Source organism: Rhodococcus sp. NKCM2511 (assembly GCF_014905595.1).
Lineage (GTDB): Bacteria > Actinomycetota > Actinomycetes > Mycobacteriales > Mycobacteriaceae > Rhodococcoides > Rhodococcoides fascians.
Genome location: NZ_BNHJ02000001.1, coordinates 2,426,781 through 2,443,346, shown reverse-complemented (window position 1 = coordinate 2,443,346; position 16,566 = coordinate 2,426,781). Strand labels below are relative to the sequence as shown.

Sequence of the window (16,566 nt, the reverse complement as noted above, 5' to 3'; positions counted from 1 at the left end):
TGCCAGGTCGGCCGCTTTCGTGATCTCTTTTTAACATGTTTCACATTGCAATAGTGTCCACGGAAAGTATTGTTCCGATGCAGCGCAGCCAGCGCTCTCGCCGCGAACCGAAGTGGACACCCGTTCATGAACATGAAGAAATACTTCGAGGGGCCAGCGACCAGCCTCGACGATCAGATCGAAAGCTACGCAACCTCCCGAGTGCCCGACGACCAACGCTGGCGGCGGCCGGCGATCCTGCTGGTCCTCACCGGCAACGTGACCGCGATGTTCTGGTTCGCCCTCGGCGGCCAGATCGGGTTTCTGGTGGGATGGCCGATGTTCCTGATCCCCGTGGCGTACATGGTGATCGGTGCGACGCTCGTCGGCAGCCTCATCATGCGTATCGCCAGCCAAGAGGGTCTGTCGCTGCCACTGCTCACCCGCGGGCTCGGGTTCGGAACCAAGGGTTCTGCCGTCGCCTCGCTCGTCTACGCGGTCAACTACGTGTTCTACTTCATCTTCGAGGGCAGCATCGTCTCGCACGGGCTCAGTGAGCTCGCGGGGATCGAGATCGACTCCGCCTGGGCCACAGTGGTATTCGCGCTGGTCGCACTCGTGGCGCTGTTCTTCTCCTGGCGCGGTATGCACTCGATGAACATTCTGCAGCGCTTCGGGATGCCGATCTTCCTGATCCTGTTCGCCGTCGGTATGTACATGCTCGCCAGCGGTTACGTACTCGTCGGGCCCGGCGAATGGGAAGCGACCGGTGGATTCACCGCCACCGCACTGTGGCAGGCGTTCAGCCTCGCGAACGGGCAGGTCGTGTTCCAAGCACTCATCGGCACCGACTACGGACGGTTCGTCAAGAAGAGCGTCAGCTATGTCGGAACGGCCGGACTGATGCTGGCAGAACTGCTGATGATCGTCGTCGTGATGATTCTCGGTGTGTTCCTCGGTTTCACGATGCTGCGTCATTTCACCGGAACCACTGCAACACCGGAACTCTCGGCCACCGACCCGGGACTGTACTTCGCCATCGTCATGGGTCTGCTCGGCGTGATCTTCGCGGTGGTCACCCAGGTGCGCATCAACGTCATGAACCTGTATTCAGGATCCCTCGCCCTGTCCAACGCGTGGGATGTGCTCTCGCCCAAGAAGGTCGGGCGTCAATGGTGGATGGTGGCGCTACTGGTGGTGGGCGTGCTGTGCTACCCCGTCAACATTCTGCAGTACACCGACAAGTTCCTGGCCGTCACCGGCATCATGACCAACACCTGGATCTTCATTCTGCTCGCGGACTACTTCGTGTGCAGAAGACTGCTCGGCCTGGCTCCCCGCGACAACATCGAGTTCCGCGAAGGGCGAGTGCGCAATTGGAACCCCTGCGGCATCATCGCCATGGCAGCGGGCGTCGCGGTGGGCGGACTCGGCGTGTTCGGCCTCTACCCGTCGTATTACGCGTCGTTCATCGCCATGCTTCTCGGTCCTCTTCTCTACGTTCCGCTCACGATGGCAACCCGCGGACAGTTCTACGAACCACCGAAATCGAACGATACCCTCATCGCCGAAAGGATTGTGGCGTCATGACATTCACTGCAGCAGCCGTACAATTCGAGCCCACGCTGTTCGCGAAGGAATCGAACGTCGCCGCTCTGAGCGATCTCGTGGAGAAGGCGGCGTCGGACGGAGCGCGCCTGATCACGACACCCGAGATGGCAACCACCGGCTACTGCTTCCACGACACCGAGGAAGCGGCAACCGTCGTCGAACAGATCCCCGGCCCCACCACCGAGACGTTCGCCGAGATCGCGTCCCGTCGTAACTGCTACATCGTCGTGGGCATGCCCGAAGTCGATGCGACGAGCGGATTGTTCTACAACAGTGCAGTTCTCATCGGTCCCGAGGGAATCGTCGGCACACACCGCAAGACGCATCCGTACATCGCCGAGCCCAAATGGGCGGCCCCGGGCGATCTCGGGCACCAGGTGTTCGAGACCCCGCTCGGTCGCATCGCACTGCTCATCTGCATGGATCTGCACTTTCTGGAGACGGCGCGTGTGGCTGCGCTTCAGGGTGCCGACGTGATCTGCCACATCAGCAACTGGCTCGCCGAACGCACTCCTGCCCCCTACTGGATCAGTCGGGCCTTCGAGAACAACTGCTACGTCATCGAGAGCAACCGCTGGGGTCTCGAACGAACCGTTCAGTTCAGCGGCGGCACCTGCATCATCGATCCCGACGGAAACGTGGCCGGCCGCCTCGACGTCGGTGACGGTATTGTCCTCGGCGACATCGATATTCGTCGCACACGAGAGGCCGGGCCCGTGCGCAGGCCGAATCTGTACCGTGAACTGCAGACCAACACGTACGCGTGGAACCCGCTCGATTTCTTCACCCTCTACGGCCACTCGCCCTTACCGGCCGGGCGGACTTCGTCGGTGAGCGTCGTGCAATGCACTCCGGGGACGTCGATCGACGGCAATCTCGACGACATCGAGCAGTGGGCCGCCGGCCTCGCGGGCGCGAGCGATCTCATCGTGTTTCCCGAACTGTCCGTCACCGGGCCGGTCTCCGCGGATCGCCCGCCGCGCGAGGTCGGGGAGTCGATCGACGGGACGTCGCTCTCACGCGTCGTCGCTATCGCTGCCCGGCATGGTGTTTCGATGGTCGTCGGTGTGGCCGAGCGCGACATCGGATCCGATCGGGTGTACAACTCCGCAGTGCTGGTTCAGCCGGACGGAACCTGCACGGCGTACCGCCAGATCCATCTGTCCGTCGAACACACCTCGCTGTTCGACGCGGGCGACCGCTGGACCGTCGTCGACCTTCCCGTCGGGAGAGTGGGAATGCTCGTCGGTCACGATGCACTGTTGCCGGAGGCCGGCCGAATTCTGGCGCTGCGTGGCTGTGATCTGATCGTTTGCCCGGCCGCACTCGCCGGCACTTTCGTCGGCTCCCACCCGGGAACCGACATCCCTCATGCAGCAGAGATTCCCACCGGAGCCGATCCCACGCACTGGCATCACATGCGCGTCCGGGCAGGCGAGAACAACGTGTACTTCGCCTTCGCCAACACGATCGACACCGACCGCGGAATTGCCGGGCACAGCGGGGTATTCGGGCCCGACACCTTCGCCTTCCCCAGAACCGAAGCCCTCGTCGACAGTGACGCACCGGGCCACGCGACCTGCGTCGTGGACACCACGAGCCTGGGTGGGGCGTACCCCACCAACGTCGTGCGCCGCAAAGACCTCGTACTGATGCGGCAACCACACCAGTACGGAATCCTCTCGACGGCCTGAGTGGCCGAAAACGCCAGTGGCGTGGTCATGTGCCCGCTGGGGCACACAACCACGCCACTGGCTATCTGGTCGTTCCGCAGGCTCCACTCCTGCATAGGCACTTACTCCTTGGAGAGGTTCGTCCTCGGAATCTCTTCCGTGCGATCGGTCGTCCAGTCGCGGTTCGGTGCGGTGCCGCCACTGGGGGTCGGGCGGGGACCGGCGTCGGTGCGGGCCGGCTGACGGTGTCCACCGTTGCCGCCGCCGCGCAGCAGCAGAACGACTCCGGCGATCAGCGAGATGACACCGAGGATGCCGGCGACGATCGGAACGGTGCGGCCGAAGAGCGACAGCTTGTCCTGTCCGTCCTTGGCCTGCTGGATCTGGTACTCGACGGTGTTCTCGTCGAACGTGATCGGGGCCTTCAGTACGTCGACCTCGGGACGGCCTGCCTCACGGCCGTAGTACTGGTGGATCTGCTCTTCGCCCTTGACGACGACGCCGGTCTCGGGCTCGACCCACAGGGTGCGGGTGTTCTCGTACCAGCGGGTCATCGTCACCGGTGCGGTTCCACCTTCGACGCCCCAGGTGTCGGCGGGCAGCGTGACCTTGTTGGTCGGCAGGTTCACCACGGTCGACAGGTCGACCGGTCCGACGGTCTGCTGGTACTGGTACACCGGCGTGCCGTTGATCTCGGTTTCCGCGACGAAGTCGATGTCCTTCGAGGCGCGCGCGTTGACGTCGAAGTACGGGTAGCTTCTCTGCTCGGCATTGAACGGGAACTTGTACTGCAGACCGGTGTGGGCCACTTCCTCGGCCGGCTTGTCGCCTGCCACCTGAATGGTGCCGATCGGGCTCTCGACGGGCATCGAGGTCTTGCGGTCGATGCTCACGCGGTCGACCGTGGCGGTCAGCAGTCCGGTGTCGGCCTGCTTGTCGGTGCGGCGCAACGTCTGTCCGGCCTGAAGAGTCATGATGTCGGCGTCGGAGGGATCCTCGACGGTGACGAATCGCTGTGAGGTCAGCGGAACGTTCTGATCGACCACGGCGCGACCGGCTGCCAGCGACCGCGCGTCGAGGACGCTTCCGGTGCCGGTGGAGACTGTGGTGACCTCGAGGTCGAGTGGAGTCTTCTCGAGCGCCGAGACGGTGTAGGTGGGGATGAGGATGGCGGCAACCACCAGAAATGCGCCCAAGCCGATGAGGAAAAGGGCCAATATCCGGCTCGGCCCTGAGCGCTCCGCCATGCTGAATCTCCTTAGTCGACCGCTTCACTGGAAGACACCGCAGGCGGGATCGTACGAATTCCCCGATGCGCTGCCCGATTTCTTACGACACGTCGCAGGTGACAGTAACAGTCGACAGTGGCACCGGTCTCGTCCATGCCGGTTCGACACGGCACACTTGAGCCACCATGAGCACTCGAGTCCACTCGGCGTCCGTCGTACCGTTGCGTGCCTTCGTGCCCGCTCTGGAGGGGATGCGGGCAGTTGCCGCGCTCGGCATCGTCGTCACCCACGTCGCATTCCAGACCGGGGCCGCCAATTCCCCGCTGATGGGCCGAGTCTGGGGCCGGTTCGATCTGACGGTGGCGATCTTCTTCGCGCTGTCGGGATTTCTGCTGTGGCGCCCGCATGCCGCGCAGGCCCGCGGACTCACGCAGGCGCAGCCCACTCGCCGCTACTTCTGGTCACGCGCAGTGCGCATCCTGCCCGCCTACTGGGTGGTCACGGTGCTCGTCCTGCTGTTTCTGCCGCACGCAGGCGGGGACTATCGGGTGTGGCTGGCCAACCTGTCGCTGACCCAGGTGTTCGTACCGTTGACACTGACCGAGGGCATGACGCAGATGTGGTCGTTGTCGGTCGAAGTGGCGTTCTATCTGTTGCTGCCGCTGTTCGCCTGGCTGATGATCCGGCTTCGGGGATCGTCGGCGAGGTACCGGGTGTGGGTTCTGCTCGCTGCGTCCGCGGTGACGCTCTCCTGGGCGTTCATTCCGATCGCGACACCGGAAGCCATCCATCACGACAACTGGTTGCCCGGCTACTTCCCGTGGTTCGCCGCCGGCATGGTGCTCGCCGAAGTATCGGTCGGTCCGCAGATGTGGGTGCATCGTTGGGCGCGTCGCACATGGGTGATGCCCGCGATCGCGGTGACGGCATTCGTTCTGTCGGCGACGCCGCTGGCGGGCCCACAAGGATTGGTGCGGCCCGAGCCGTGGCAGTTCGAGCTCAAGATCGTCTTCGGTGCCGTGCTGGCGTTCGCGATGCTTTCGCCGTTGGTGCTGGCCGATTCCGGCCGCAGGCATCGGGTGTTCGAGCATCCGGTGATGCTGACCCTCGGACGCTGGTCGTACGGGATCTTCATCTGGCACCTGGCCGTGCTCGCCGTCGTGTTCCCGGTGTTCGGCATCGTCCCCTTCTCCGGCGGCATGTGGTTCGTGCTGACGGTGACCCTGGCACTGTCGATTCCGGTCGCTGCCGCCAGCTATGCGCTGGTGGAAGAGCCGGCCCGGCGCAGGTTCGCGCCGAAGAAGGCGGTCACGGCTTCCGCATCGCGCTGACGGCCAACGCGACGATGCCGATCAACGATGCCAGCTGCACCGCGTAGGACCCGCCCACATATCCGTCGGCCGACCGCCACGGCCCGAGCGAGAGCAACGCTGCCCCCAGCATAGCGAATCCACCTGCTGCGCAGACCGATACGCGAGACGTGAGCTCGGACCCGTAACGGCGGTTCAGCAGCGCCGAGCCGACACCGAGAACCAGCACCGAGATCGCTCCGACGACGCCTGCCAGCACGATCGCCGCGCCGAGCAGCGCCGCGAACGCAACCGGAGTGCTACGCCAGGGCCTGGGCGCGGGGCCTGGATCGACGACGCCGCGAGGCCGTCGCAGCGCCGCGATCAGCAGCGGAATCAACAGCAGTAGTCCGCCGAAGATCCCGAGTCGATACCAGCGGTCGGTGGTGAAATCCAACGACACCGTGCCCGACGCCCCGGCCGGGACGATCCAGGCCTGCTGCCAGCCGTCGACGACCACCGGGGTCAGTTCGGTCCCTCCGGGTGTCGTTGCCCGCCAGCCGCTGTTGTTGCTTTCGGGGATGACGAGCAGGCGATCCGAGGTGCTCGAGGTGAGGGTCACTTCGCGGTGATCGGGGCTCCATGCTGTGGTGCGCGCCGCCTGCGGTGCAGACGTGTCCGGCCACAACGCCGGAATGGGCATGGTGCGCAGTCGAAGCCCGTCGACGAAGAACGACGCTCCGGGTTCGACGACGATGTCCTGGCGTCCCTCGGGGAGCGACACGGGATTGACGAAGTTTTCGTTCACCGGGATGTCCGCGTCGCAGACCGATGCGGGTAGAGCTGCGCCGGAACGGAATTGGTCTGCGGTGGCCGTCACCGAGGTGCGCACCGTCTGACCCGCGATGGACACCAGGGGCCCGTCGAAGCAGTCGACCGTGATCTGCCGGTCACCGTCGTACGGCGGCCCGATCGGCTCGCCGGCGGACAGCGGTGTGACCTCGGCAAATCCGGGCGGTTGAGATTGGATGAAGCCCAACGAGTTTCGGTCGAGTACGCCGTCCCAGTCCACGATGGACAGCACGATCCTGTCGGTCACGTACGGTGCCAACGCGAGCGTCGTCGAACCGTCGGTATCCACATCGCGCACCATCGGACCGTTGCCCAGATTCACTGCCACCCGCGTGGGGTGGGCAGGCAGCGCGCCGAGGCTGGGGCTCAGCTCGAGCCCGTCCACCAGTGTCGGAGCGGGCAATTGGATGGTGAGAGTGGGGTCGGTGCCGGCTCGATCGGTGATCGACTTCTCCGGTGCCGTCCACGACGTACGCGGGTCGCCGTCGGTGGCGGCGAAGGCAGAGCCGTCGAGGTCCGCGACGTCGGACGCCCCACTCGCCAACGGCCGGCCGGGCTGGGCCAGTAGGGCCTCGAGCTCGGGGGACTGCCGCGTGCGTACCGTCAGCTCGGGGATCACCGCGGTGCCCATCGGGACGTCGATCGTGCGCGAGAAGCGGCCCAGTTCCTCCGGCGACTTGGACAGTCCACTGCTGCAGCGGATTCGGTCGTCGGTGTCCAGGCAACCGGAGCGGCCGGGAAATTCTTGGCCCAGCTCCCACGCGTCGACGCTCGCGCCCGCAGGAGTGGGTGGCAATACCGCGCGATGCACGATGGAGACCGGCTTGGGGTTGTCTCGATCGGAGTAGTCGTCCACCGACACCTCGCTGATGCCGAACTGACTGCCCCGGGTGCCGTCGACCGTCGACTTCGCGGTGATGCGCAGCCACGGAGTTTCCCCACCGGGCAGCGACACCGTCATCGGGTCTCCCGGCTTGTCCACCCGGGCTGCCGTCGAGCCGTTCGGAGTGGTGACCTCGACCCACTTGACCGGGTCTCCGATCGTTCCCGGGCTGGTACGCATGTGCAGCAGCCCGCCGCGCACCGGAGTATCGAAATCAAGTTGAAGCCATTGCCCCACAGCGCGTTCGATGCCGTTGCTGATCCAACCGGTGGCCAGGTCACCGTCCACTGCGGCCGCGACCCCGCTGCCGGGCACACTGCCCCCGATCTGAGTCGCGTCCGACGCCGAACTCGACGCGGTCAACGTCGCGCCTTCCCACTCCGCGTCCACGGTCTGCGCCCCGTACACCGGATAGTCGGGCACCTCGTTGAGCGAACGGCGGGGCTCGTCGGCGGCCCGCAACGCGGAGTTGTGATTGTCCACCTGACCGAAGTCGGTCTCGCGATTCATCGGTGTGTCGGTCACCGTCACCGAATCGACGGGCAGGCCCGCAGCAGCTGCATCCGACGCCAACAGCGTCGGCCCGGCCGGAACCGGCAGGCGAACACCGTTGTTGCGCAACTCGTTCGATCGAAGAATCGACTCGGGCCCGCCCTGTACCACCGGCACCCGATCCACATCGACCGTGTACGGACCGGAGGCAGGTACGTCCGCTGCGGCATCGACCGCGTAGATCTCTACGGCCGGATACGGAGGCCGTAGATCGCCGTCCAGAACCACCCCGTCCACCTGACCCGGTGCCACGTCCTCGCCGAACTCTGCCACCTTCTCGAGCCCCGGCGCACCGTCGAGCACGCGGTGGACGGACGCCGGTCGGGTGGACCGCGAATCCTCCGGGTCCAGGTCGTTGCGCACGACGACGTAGTTGATGCCCTGTCCCACAAGGGTGTCGGCCAAGCCGGTCGACGGCCTGCCGTCGGCGAAGAGTCGTTGCACCGAGTCGAGGGCGCGAATGGCACCGGGCGGCGTGAGCGGCACCGCATCTCGGACGGCCCAGGGCGTGGTCGCGAGAGCCTGCAACGGCTCGTCGCGCGTCAGGCCCCAGGTCTGCAGAGCGAACGGTGCGCCGGGCACGATCAGTGCACGCTGCGCGTCGGAACCGTCGGGACTCGAGCCGGAGGCATGGTCGGTGAGCCAGTCCGCGGCGTCGTGCCAGTACTGCGGCACGGCCTCGTACGCACCGCGCGGCGCGAGCTTGCCCGTCCATGCCAGCGCTGTCGAGAGCGTCAGCGCCACCAGGATCAGCGCGGTCACCGCCATCATCGGGTGCTTCTCGGGATGCGCGACGGCCGCTCGCCACGTCGGCCGTGGAACCGAACCCGGCAGTGGAACCCGGGCCAGCAGATGAGCGAGGCCGAGTACCAACGGGATTCGGATGACCGGCTCTAGTTTGTGAATGTTGCGCAGAGGTGCGCCCGCGGAATCGAGGAACACTCGCACGGTTGCCGCGAACGGACCGTCGAGATCGCCGACGAACCCTGCGCCCAGGCCAACGAGGCCGACGAACAACATGACCGTCAATCGGCCGCGGGCCGGCATCGAGCGCATCGCCAGACCCGCAATGCCTGCGGCCGCGATCAAGCCGGTCGCGATCACGGCAGCAGGCTGAGTCACCAGCACGGCGCCCGCCACCCGCTCGGGAGAGACGAACGGGGTCCAGCTGCCGGTACCGCGCAGCACCTCGGTCAGCGACGTCCACTGGGTCGTCGTGCCGGACGATTCGATGTAGTCGAGAAACGGCGGAGAGACCTTGCCCAGCAACAGCAGTGGGACGATCCACCACAGTGTCGCCAGCACCAGAAAGCCGGTCCACCAGGCCGCGAACACCAGCCAGCGGCGGTTCGGTCGATGGCACAGCAGCCAGATGACGGCCACCAGAACGGCGGCGGCCGTCGCGACGGCATTGACCGCGCCCATCAACGCCACGGCCAGCGCCGATTGTGCCGCCGCACGCCGAACCGTATTTGTTGCGGACCGACTGTTCAGGCAACGAACGATGGGAACGAGCACCCACGGCGCGAGCATCATCGGCATCGTCTCCGAGGAGATCGACGCCAGAGTGGTGATCACCCTGGGGGACAGCACGAATGCTGTCGCTGCGATCAGACGGGAAGTGCGACTGCCGACACCGAGTGCCTCGGCGAGCCGGACGATTCCCCAGAAGCCGGCGACGAGCAGCAGCGCCCACCAGATGCGTTGGGTGATCCACGGTGGGATCGACAGCAGATCACCGCCGGCGAAGAACGCCCCGTGCGGGAAGAAGTAGCCGTAGGCCTGATTCTGCACCTGGCCCAGCGGAGCGGCGCTGTTCCACTGATGCGAGGCGCGTTCGAGAAATCCGACAGGGTTCTGCGCCAGGTCGTACTTGGTATCGGCGACGGTGAAGCCCGGGACCTGCAGAAAAGTGAGCAGGAATGCGAGAGCGGAGACTCCGAAGAGCCAAATCCGACCGAGCGGCTCGGCCGAGATCAACGATCCACGTGAGCGACCAGCGTCAGCGGCTGCCGTACTCAACCTGGTTCAGCAAGGACGAGTCGGCGTTTCCGGTGCGATCGATGTCCGGCCGAGAGTTGTCTGCTGCACCGGCGGTGACTCCGAATACGACCCCGGCACCCAGTACGGCTCCGACGACGGCGGCAATGACACCCGGGACAGCGAACTTCATCTCGGTTCTCCAGTCAGTCGGCTCAGTGAAGCAGTGGGCGAGGTTGTCCCCCACGCGGGCATCACGGTATCACCTGCACCCTGTGAACCGGCCGGTGGACGCGTTACTTTCCGGGAGGAACGATCAGCACGGGTCGATGGCTGTGCCGCAGCACGTGCTCGGCCACCGAGCTCTGCAGTAGGGCCCGCAGCCCCGTGGTGCCTCTGGTGCCGGTGACGATGATGTCGACGTTCATCTCGTCGGCCTTCTCCACGATCGCGCTCCAGATGGCGGTGGTGCATTCGGTGCACTGGCCTTCCACCTTCAGGCCTGCGGCCTCGGCCAGGGCGACGCCCTCGCTGTTGGTCACCTTCGCATCGGTGAGAGCGACGTCCTCGGCCTCGTCGTCCGGCACCCATTCGGGCTGCATGACACCCGACAGACCTGACATCCGCGCTGCTTGACGCACCATCGGTTCCCAGGCCGTGACGACGATCGCGCGAGAGGTGGTGAGAAACCGTCCCGCATAGTCGATGGCTCGTTTGGCGTTGTCGGAACCGTCGTAGGCAATGAGTATGAGGTCAGCAGTCATGGTGGTGATTCTCCTCATGTCGCTTTCGTCCAGATTACCCCGCCCCCGCCCCGGATCAATGTGGGTTTCAGTCGCTCGGAGTGCAACAAAGTCGCATTGATCCCAACCGGAGGGCGGTCAGCAACACGCAACTTCTCGGCTACCGTCGTATTCCATGCGACTTCGGTTTTCGGTTCGGTCCGCTGCAGCACTGACGGTCGGGGTGGGGTTGCTCGTCTCGTGTTCCAGTGAATCGTCGCAGGTGGCCTCGACGCAATCGGCCCCGTCCTCGACGACGACCGCACCGCAGACGACGGTCCCGCAGTCGACGCCTCCGCCGGCCGACGCGTGTGTCACCTTCGTCGACGGTCTGACCGAGCGGCAACGTCTCGCTCAATTGCTCACCGTGGGCGTCACCGGAACGCAGGACGCGATTCGGATCATGTCCACCGAGCAGGTGGGCGGGATCTTCGTCGGCAGCTGGACCGACGAGTCGATGCTCGGCAACCGTGAGGTTCCGCAGGTGCTCGACGCGTCCGCGGTGGCACCGATGGTGACGATCGACGAAGAAGGCGGACGCGTGTCGCGGGTTGCCGATCTGTTGGGTGCGGCACCGTCGGCGCGGGAACTGGCGCAGACGATGTCGGTGGACGAGGCGTATCAGGAGGCCTTGACGCGAGGCCGGGGACTGAAGGATCTCGGCGTCACCGTCGACTTCGCGCCGGTCGTCGACGTCAGTGCTCAGCCCGATGATTCCGTCATCGGCGACCGCTCGTTCTCCGACGATCCGCAGGTCGTCATCGAGTACGCGGGGGCGTACGCGAAGGGGTTGAAGGACGCGGGTGTCGAGCCGGTCATCAAGCACTTTCCCGGGCACGGCTCGGGTTCGGGTGACTCGCACACCGGGGCCGTCACCACGCCGCCGCTCGACGAGCTGAAAGCCAAGGATCTGCTGCCGTTCGCCGCGCTCGACACCACCGGAGTGGGCGTCATGGTCGGCCACCTCGACGTGCCAGGACTGACCGACCCCGGTGTTCCCGCCAGCATCAGCCCCGCGGCCATGGCGTTGCTGCGCGACGGCGTCGGATACGGAGCGAAGCCCTTCGACGGTCCGATCTTCACCGACGACCTCAGCGGCATGGCGGCGATCACGGCCCGGCTCGGGATCGTCGACGCGGTCGAGTCGGCGTTGGTGGCCGGAGCCGACGTGGCGTTGTGGCTGACCACCGATCAGGTGCCGGCGGTGTTGGACAATCTGGAGGACGCAGTGGCGACGGGACGCCTTCCCGCAGCCCAGGTGGACGAGGCAGCGGCGACGGTTGCGCGGTTCAAAGGGGCGTGCGGAGCCTGATCGGTCGTCGCTCGACCTTACTGTGGAGTAACGTCTAGTGCTTCGTACGTATTGGAGGATCCATGGCTGGCGGCACCAAGAGACTGCCCCGCGCCGTCCGCGAGCAGCAGATGCTCGACGCGGCAGTGGATGTGTTCTCCGACAACGGGTTTCACGAGACATCGATGGATTCGATCGCCAAGAAGGCGGCCATCTCCAAGCCGATGCTCTATCTGTACTACGGCTCGAAGGACGAGCTGTTCGCTGCGTGCATCCATCGTGAGGGCCTCAAGTTCGTCGAGGCCCTGACGCCCGCTGCAGACCCGACCCTGACGCCGCGCGAACAACTGCGCCGCGCGCTGGTCGGTTTCCTCGGCTTCGTCGGCGAGAACCGAAAGTCGTGGATGGTGCTCTACCGCCAAGCGATCGGTCAGCAGGCGTTCGCCTCGCAAGTGCAGAGCAGCCGAGACCGGTTGATCGAGCTGACAGCAGGTCTGCTGGCGATGAGCACCAGAGACCCGGAACAGTCACAGAACTTCGGGCTGATGGCCGTGGCGCTGGTCGGTGCCGGTGAGGCTGTGGCCGACCGAGTGGCAGGCGGCGAAATCGAGGTCGACGCCGCAGCGGACCTCCTGGAAAACCTGGCGTGGCGCGGCCTCGCCGGCAAGAAAACTGCCACTACCTAGCTGGCCGCCACCTACACAGCCGAACTCGAAGTTATGGACGGAAATCCGAGGAAATCCGTCCATAACTTCGAGTTCGAGCCAACTCAGCGCAGGGTGCCCGTCAGATGCGGGTAGCCCTTCTTCGGGTTCTTCAGTGACAGGTCCCAGCCGGTACCGACGGCATCGGCGTAGGCGTTGATCGTCGCGGGCAGGATGATCGGCTTGCCGAATCGGATGCTGTACTTCACGGCCTCCGGGATGCGGCCTTCGACCGTTTGCAGTACCGCTGCAGCACTCCACATTCCGTGTGCGATGGTCTTCGGGAAGCCGAAAGCCTTTGCGCCGAGCGAGGATACGTGGATCGGGTTGCGGTCTCCGGAGATGGCCGCGTACCGGCTGATGATCCGCTGATCGACGCGCAGGGTGCGGGTCGGGGGCGGCGGTACCTCGTCTGCAGGCGGTGTTTCACGGGGTCCACCCGAGAGCGAGGTCTTCTGCAGGCTCAGGAAGCTCGAGGTCTGCTTCCAGACCAGTTCGCGTCCCACCTTGACCTCGCTGATCAGGTCGACCAGCAAGCCCTTGCGGTGCTCGCGCAGATTCTCCGCGTGCACTCGAATATCCAGCGGCTCCGATGCCGAGATGCCGCGGAACTGCTCGATGACGTTCTCGGCGTGCACCGAACCGATGGCGGCGAACGGAAAGCCCTTGGACACCATCAGTTTCATGACTGTCGGGAACACGAGCGTGAACGGGTAGGTGATCGGGAGTTGATCGCCGAATCGCAGCCCCGTCGCGCGGCAGTAGCCGGCCAGGTTGTCCTGGTCCACTCGCAGGCCCTTGAGCTCGAACACGGTGCTGGGCACGGTCTTCGACTTGGACCCGAGGAAGGGCAAGGCACCCAGTGCAGCCGAGGTGTAGATCTGGGACGTCTTCGGCTGCTCGGTGAGCGTGACGGTGCTCATGCGCCGAGGAGGCTCTGGCCGCACACGCGCACGACCTGCCCGGTGACGGCGTTGGATGCGGGAGAAGCGAAGTAGGAGACCAACTCCGCGACGTCGACGGTCTCGCCGCCCTGCAGCAGCGAGCTCATGCGCCGTCCGGCCTCGCGGGTGGCGAATGGGATGGCCGCCGTCATCGCGGTTTCGATGAAGCCGGGAGCAACCGCGTTGATGGTGATGTTCTTCTTCGCGAGCACCGGTGCGGATGCGTGCACCAGGCCGATGACGCCGGCCTTGGAGGTGCCGTAGTTGGTCTGGCCGCGGTTGCCCGCGATACCGGCGATGGACGAGACGTCGACGACGCGTCCGCCGTCCTTGAGCGCGCCCGAGGCCACCAGCTCGTCGGTGATGCGCTGCGGCGCCGCTAGATTGACGCCGATGACCGAGTTCCAGCGGGCTTCGTCCATGTTCGCGAGGGTCTTGTCGCGGGTGATGCCGGCGTTGTGCACGATGATGTCGGCACCGCCGTGGCGCTCGAGCAGGTGCTTCGAGAGGACCTGGCCGGCGTCGGGCGAGGTGACGTCGAGGGCCAGCGAGGTACCACCGACCTTGTTGGCCGTCTGCGAGAGTGCTTCTCCCGCTGCGGGAATGTCCGCGGCGATGACGGTGGCTCCGTCACGGGCGAGAACCTCGGCGATGGTGGCACCGATGCCGCGGGCAGCGCCGGTGACGACGGCGACCTTGCCGGCGAGCGGCTTGTCCCACGAGGCCGGTGCCTGTGAGTCTGCGTCACCGACGGCGATGACCTGGCCGTCGACGAAGGCGGACTTGGCCGACAGCAGGAAGCGCAGGGTGGATTCGAGGCCGGAGAGTCCAGTCGACGCGTTGGGGGAGATGTAGACGAGCTGAGCCGTCGCGCCGCGCTTGACCTCTTTGCCCACGCTGCGGGTGAAGCCTTCGAGGGCGCGCTGCGCGATGTGCTCGTCGACGCTCGACGTTTCTTCGGGGGTGGTGCCGATGACGACGACGCGAGCCGAGGGTGCCAGGTTGCGGATGACCGGCTGGAAGAACCTAAAGAGCTGCTCGAGCTCGGCGACGTTGCCGATGCCGGTGGCGTCGAACACCAGTCCGCCGTGCTTGTCGTCGTGGGGCTGCGACTGCGGGTAGTCCGAGAGCAGCTCACGCAGCGGCTCGACGAGGCGGCCGCTGCCGCCGATCAGGACCGGTCCGGCCAGTGGCGGCTCGCCTGCCTTGTAGCGGCGCAGCTTCTCGGGCTGCGGCAGGCCGGCCTGCTTGGCGATGAAGGCTCCCGGCGCGGACGCGAGGAACGTTGAGTAGAGATCTGGGGCTCCCTTGGAGGCTGCCACTGTCGTACCTTTCATTCAGCGCTGCTCGCTTTGAGGGCGAGGCGCACGACCGGGTGTCGACAACCAACTTACTCGCCAGTAAGATGAAACTCCACCAGGGCCATTCCCCACATGCTGGGGACGATGTTTGGAGACGTCAGTGACAAGCAAGCAGCTACGACCGGTCGCAATCGTCGGTGGCAACCGCATTCCGTTCGCGCGTTCGGACAAGAAGTACGCGCTGGCGTCCAACCAGGACATGCTCACCGCCACCATCGACGGTCTCGTCGCCCGTTTCGGTCTGCAGGGCGAGCGTCTCGGCCTCGTCGCAGCCGGTGCCGTGCTCAAGCACTCCCGGGACTTCAACCTCACCCGTGAGGTCGTGCTCGGCAGCGCGCTGAGCCCGTACACCCCGGCGTTCGACATCCAGCAGGCCTGCGGTACCGGTCTGCAGTCGATCATCGCCGTCGGCGACGCCATCGCCTCGGGCCGGATCGACGCCGGTATCGGCGGCGGCGTGGACACGACGTCCGACGCTCCGATCGGTGTCAACGACGAACTGCGGGAGTTCCTGCTCTCGCTCAACCGGGCGAAGAGCACCACCGCTCGCCTCAAGCTGCTCGGCAACGTCCGTCCCGGCATGCTCGGCATCGAGATCCCCCGCAACGGTGAGCCGCGTACCGGCCTGTCGATGGGTGATCATGCCGCCATCACCGCGAAGGAATTCGGTATCCGCCGCGAGGACCAGGACGAACTGGCCGCAGCGAGCCACCACAACATGGCAGCCGCGTACGACCGCGGATTCTTCGACGACCTGGTGACGCCGTTCCTCGGCCTGACCCGCGACGACAACCTGCGTCCGGGGTCGACCGTCGAGAAGCTGGCCACCCTCAAGCCGGTCTTCGGAACCAAGCTGGGCGACGCCACCATGACGGCCGGCAACTCGACTCCGCTCACCGACGGTGCGTCGGCTGCGCTGCTGTCGAGCGACGAATGGGCTGCCGAGCGCAACCTGCCGGTGCTGGCGCACCTCGTCGATTCCGAGACCGCCGCGGTCGATTACATCCACGGCAACGGATCGTTCAAGGACGGCCTGCTGATGGCCCCGACGTACGCGATTCCGCGTCTGCTCGCTCGTAATGGCTTGACGCTGCAGGACTTCGACTACTACGAGATCCACGAAGCCTTCGCCTCGGTGGTGCTCGCGACGCTGCAGGCGTTCGAGAGCGACGCGTACTGCAAGGAGCGTCTGGGACTCGACGGTGCGCTCGGTTCCATCGACCGCAGCAAGCTCAACGTCAACGGATCCTCGCTCGCCGCGGGCCACCCGTTCGCCGCGACCGGTGGACGCATCGTGGCATCGCTGGCGAAGATGCTGGCCGAAAAGGGTTCGGGCCGCGGCCTGATCTCGATCTGCGCGGCCGGTGGCCAGGGCGTCACCGCCATCATCGAGCGCTGATCACCGCAGCTACGGCTGCTCCCCGATACGGGGACAC

12 protein-coding genes are annotated in these 16,566 nt (G+C 65.7%); 6 read left to right on the top strand and 6 right to left on the bottom strand.

The window, feature by feature from the left end:
- Positions 1-126: 126 nt before the first annotated feature.
- The gene (locus tag JLZ96_RS11245; protein WP_236253899.1) at positions 127-1,569 is read left to right on the top strand and encodes a cytosine permease; all 1,443 of its coding nucleotides are present in this window, start codon (positions 127-129) and stop codon (positions 1,567-1,569) included.
- Positions 1,566-3,284: a nitrilase-related carbon-nitrogen hydrolase gene (locus tag JLZ96_RS11240; RefSeq protein ID WP_201010122.1), complete on the top strand. Its 1,719-nt coding sequence runs from the start codon at positions 1,566-1,568 to the stop codon at positions 3,282-3,284. The genes JLZ96_RS11245 and JLZ96_RS11240 overlap by 4 nt, the downstream gene beginning before the upstream one ends.
- Positions 3,285-3,385: 101 nt before the next feature.
- Here JLZ96_RS11240 and JLZ96_RS11235 read toward each other — a convergent pair whose 3' ends face one another.
- Positions 3,386-4,510 (bottom strand): DUF3068 domain-containing protein, encoded by a 1,125-nt coding sequence (locus tag JLZ96_RS11235; protein WP_201010121.1) that lies wholly within the window; start codon positions 4,508-4,510, stop codon positions 3,386-3,388.
- Positions 4,511-4,677: 167 nt separating this feature from the next.
- Between JLZ96_RS11235 and JLZ96_RS11230 the strand changes: the two genes are divergently transcribed.
- Complete coding sequence (locus JLZ96_RS11230) at positions 4,678-5,823, top strand: acyltransferase (protein WP_080966193.1); 1,146 nt, start codon at positions 4,678-4,680, stop codon at positions 5,821-5,823.
- Here JLZ96_RS11230 and JLZ96_RS11225 read toward each other — a convergent pair.
- From JLZ96_RS11225 to JLZ96_RS11215, 3 genes are all read right to left on the bottom strand, one after another.
- Complete coding sequence (locus JLZ96_RS11225) at positions 5,801-10,048, bottom strand: alpha-(1->3)-arabinofuranosyltransferase (protein WP_201010120.1); 4,248 nt, start codon at positions 10,046-10,048, stop codon at positions 5,801-5,803. The two genes, JLZ96_RS11230 and JLZ96_RS11225, sit on opposite strands and share 23 nt — an antisense overlap.
- A 22-nt stretch (positions 10,049-10,070) precedes the next feature.
- Positions 10,071-10,241 carry a DUF2613 domain-containing protein gene (locus tag JLZ96_RS11220; protein WP_072692026.1) on the bottom strand — a complete coding sequence of 57 codons (171 nt, stop codon included), beginning with the start codon at positions 10,239-10,241 and terminating at the stop codon, positions 10,071-10,073.
- Between the two features lie 103 nt (positions 10,242-10,344).
- Complete coding sequence (locus tag JLZ96_RS11215; protein ID WP_027495380.1) at positions 10,345-10,812, bottom strand: universal stress protein; 468 nt, start codon at positions 10,810-10,812, stop codon at positions 10,345-10,347.
- A 154-nt stretch (positions 10,813-10,966) separates the two neighbouring features.
- Between JLZ96_RS11215 and JLZ96_RS11210 the strand changes: the two genes are divergently transcribed.
- Together JLZ96_RS11210 and JLZ96_RS11205 are read left to right on the top strand one after the other, a co-directional pair.
- On the top strand, positions 10,967-12,142 hold the full coding sequence (locus tag JLZ96_RS11210) for a glycoside hydrolase family 3 N-terminal domain-containing protein (RefSeq protein ID WP_027495381.1): 1,176 nt from the start codon (positions 10,967-10,969) through the stop codon (positions 12,140-12,142).
- 62 nt (positions 12,143-12,204) lie between these two features.
- Positions 12,205-12,807 carry a TetR/AcrR family transcriptional regulator gene (locus JLZ96_RS11205; RefSeq protein ID WP_027495382.1) on the top strand — a complete coding sequence of 201 codons (603 nt, stop codon included), beginning with the start codon at positions 12,205-12,207 and terminating at the stop codon, positions 12,805-12,807.
- Positions 12,808-12,890: 83 nt separating this feature from the next.
- On the opposite strand, the gene JLZ96_RS11200 is transcribed toward JLZ96_RS11205, so the two are convergent.
- Entirely contained in the window at positions 12,891-13,748 is an 858-nt protein-coding gene (locus JLZ96_RS11200; protein WP_032369490.1) for a MaoC/PaaZ C-terminal domain-containing protein, read from the bottom strand.
- Positions 13,745-15,091 (bottom strand): 3-oxoacyl-ACP reductase, encoded by a 1,347-nt coding sequence (locus JLZ96_RS11195; protein ID WP_201010119.1) that lies wholly within the window; start codon positions 15,089-15,091, stop codon positions 13,745-13,747. The genes JLZ96_RS11200 and JLZ96_RS11195 overlap by 4 nt, the downstream gene beginning before the upstream one ends.
- Before the next feature lie 139 nt (positions 15,092-15,230).
- Here JLZ96_RS11195 and JLZ96_RS11190 point away from each other — a divergent pair, with 139 nt between their 5' ends.
- A complete protein-coding gene (locus JLZ96_RS11190; RefSeq protein WP_032374814.1) occupies positions 15,231-16,529 on the top strand; it encodes an acetyl-CoA C-acetyltransferase in 1,299 nt (432 codons plus the stop codon).
- Positions 16,530-16,566 lie beyond the last annotated feature (37 nt).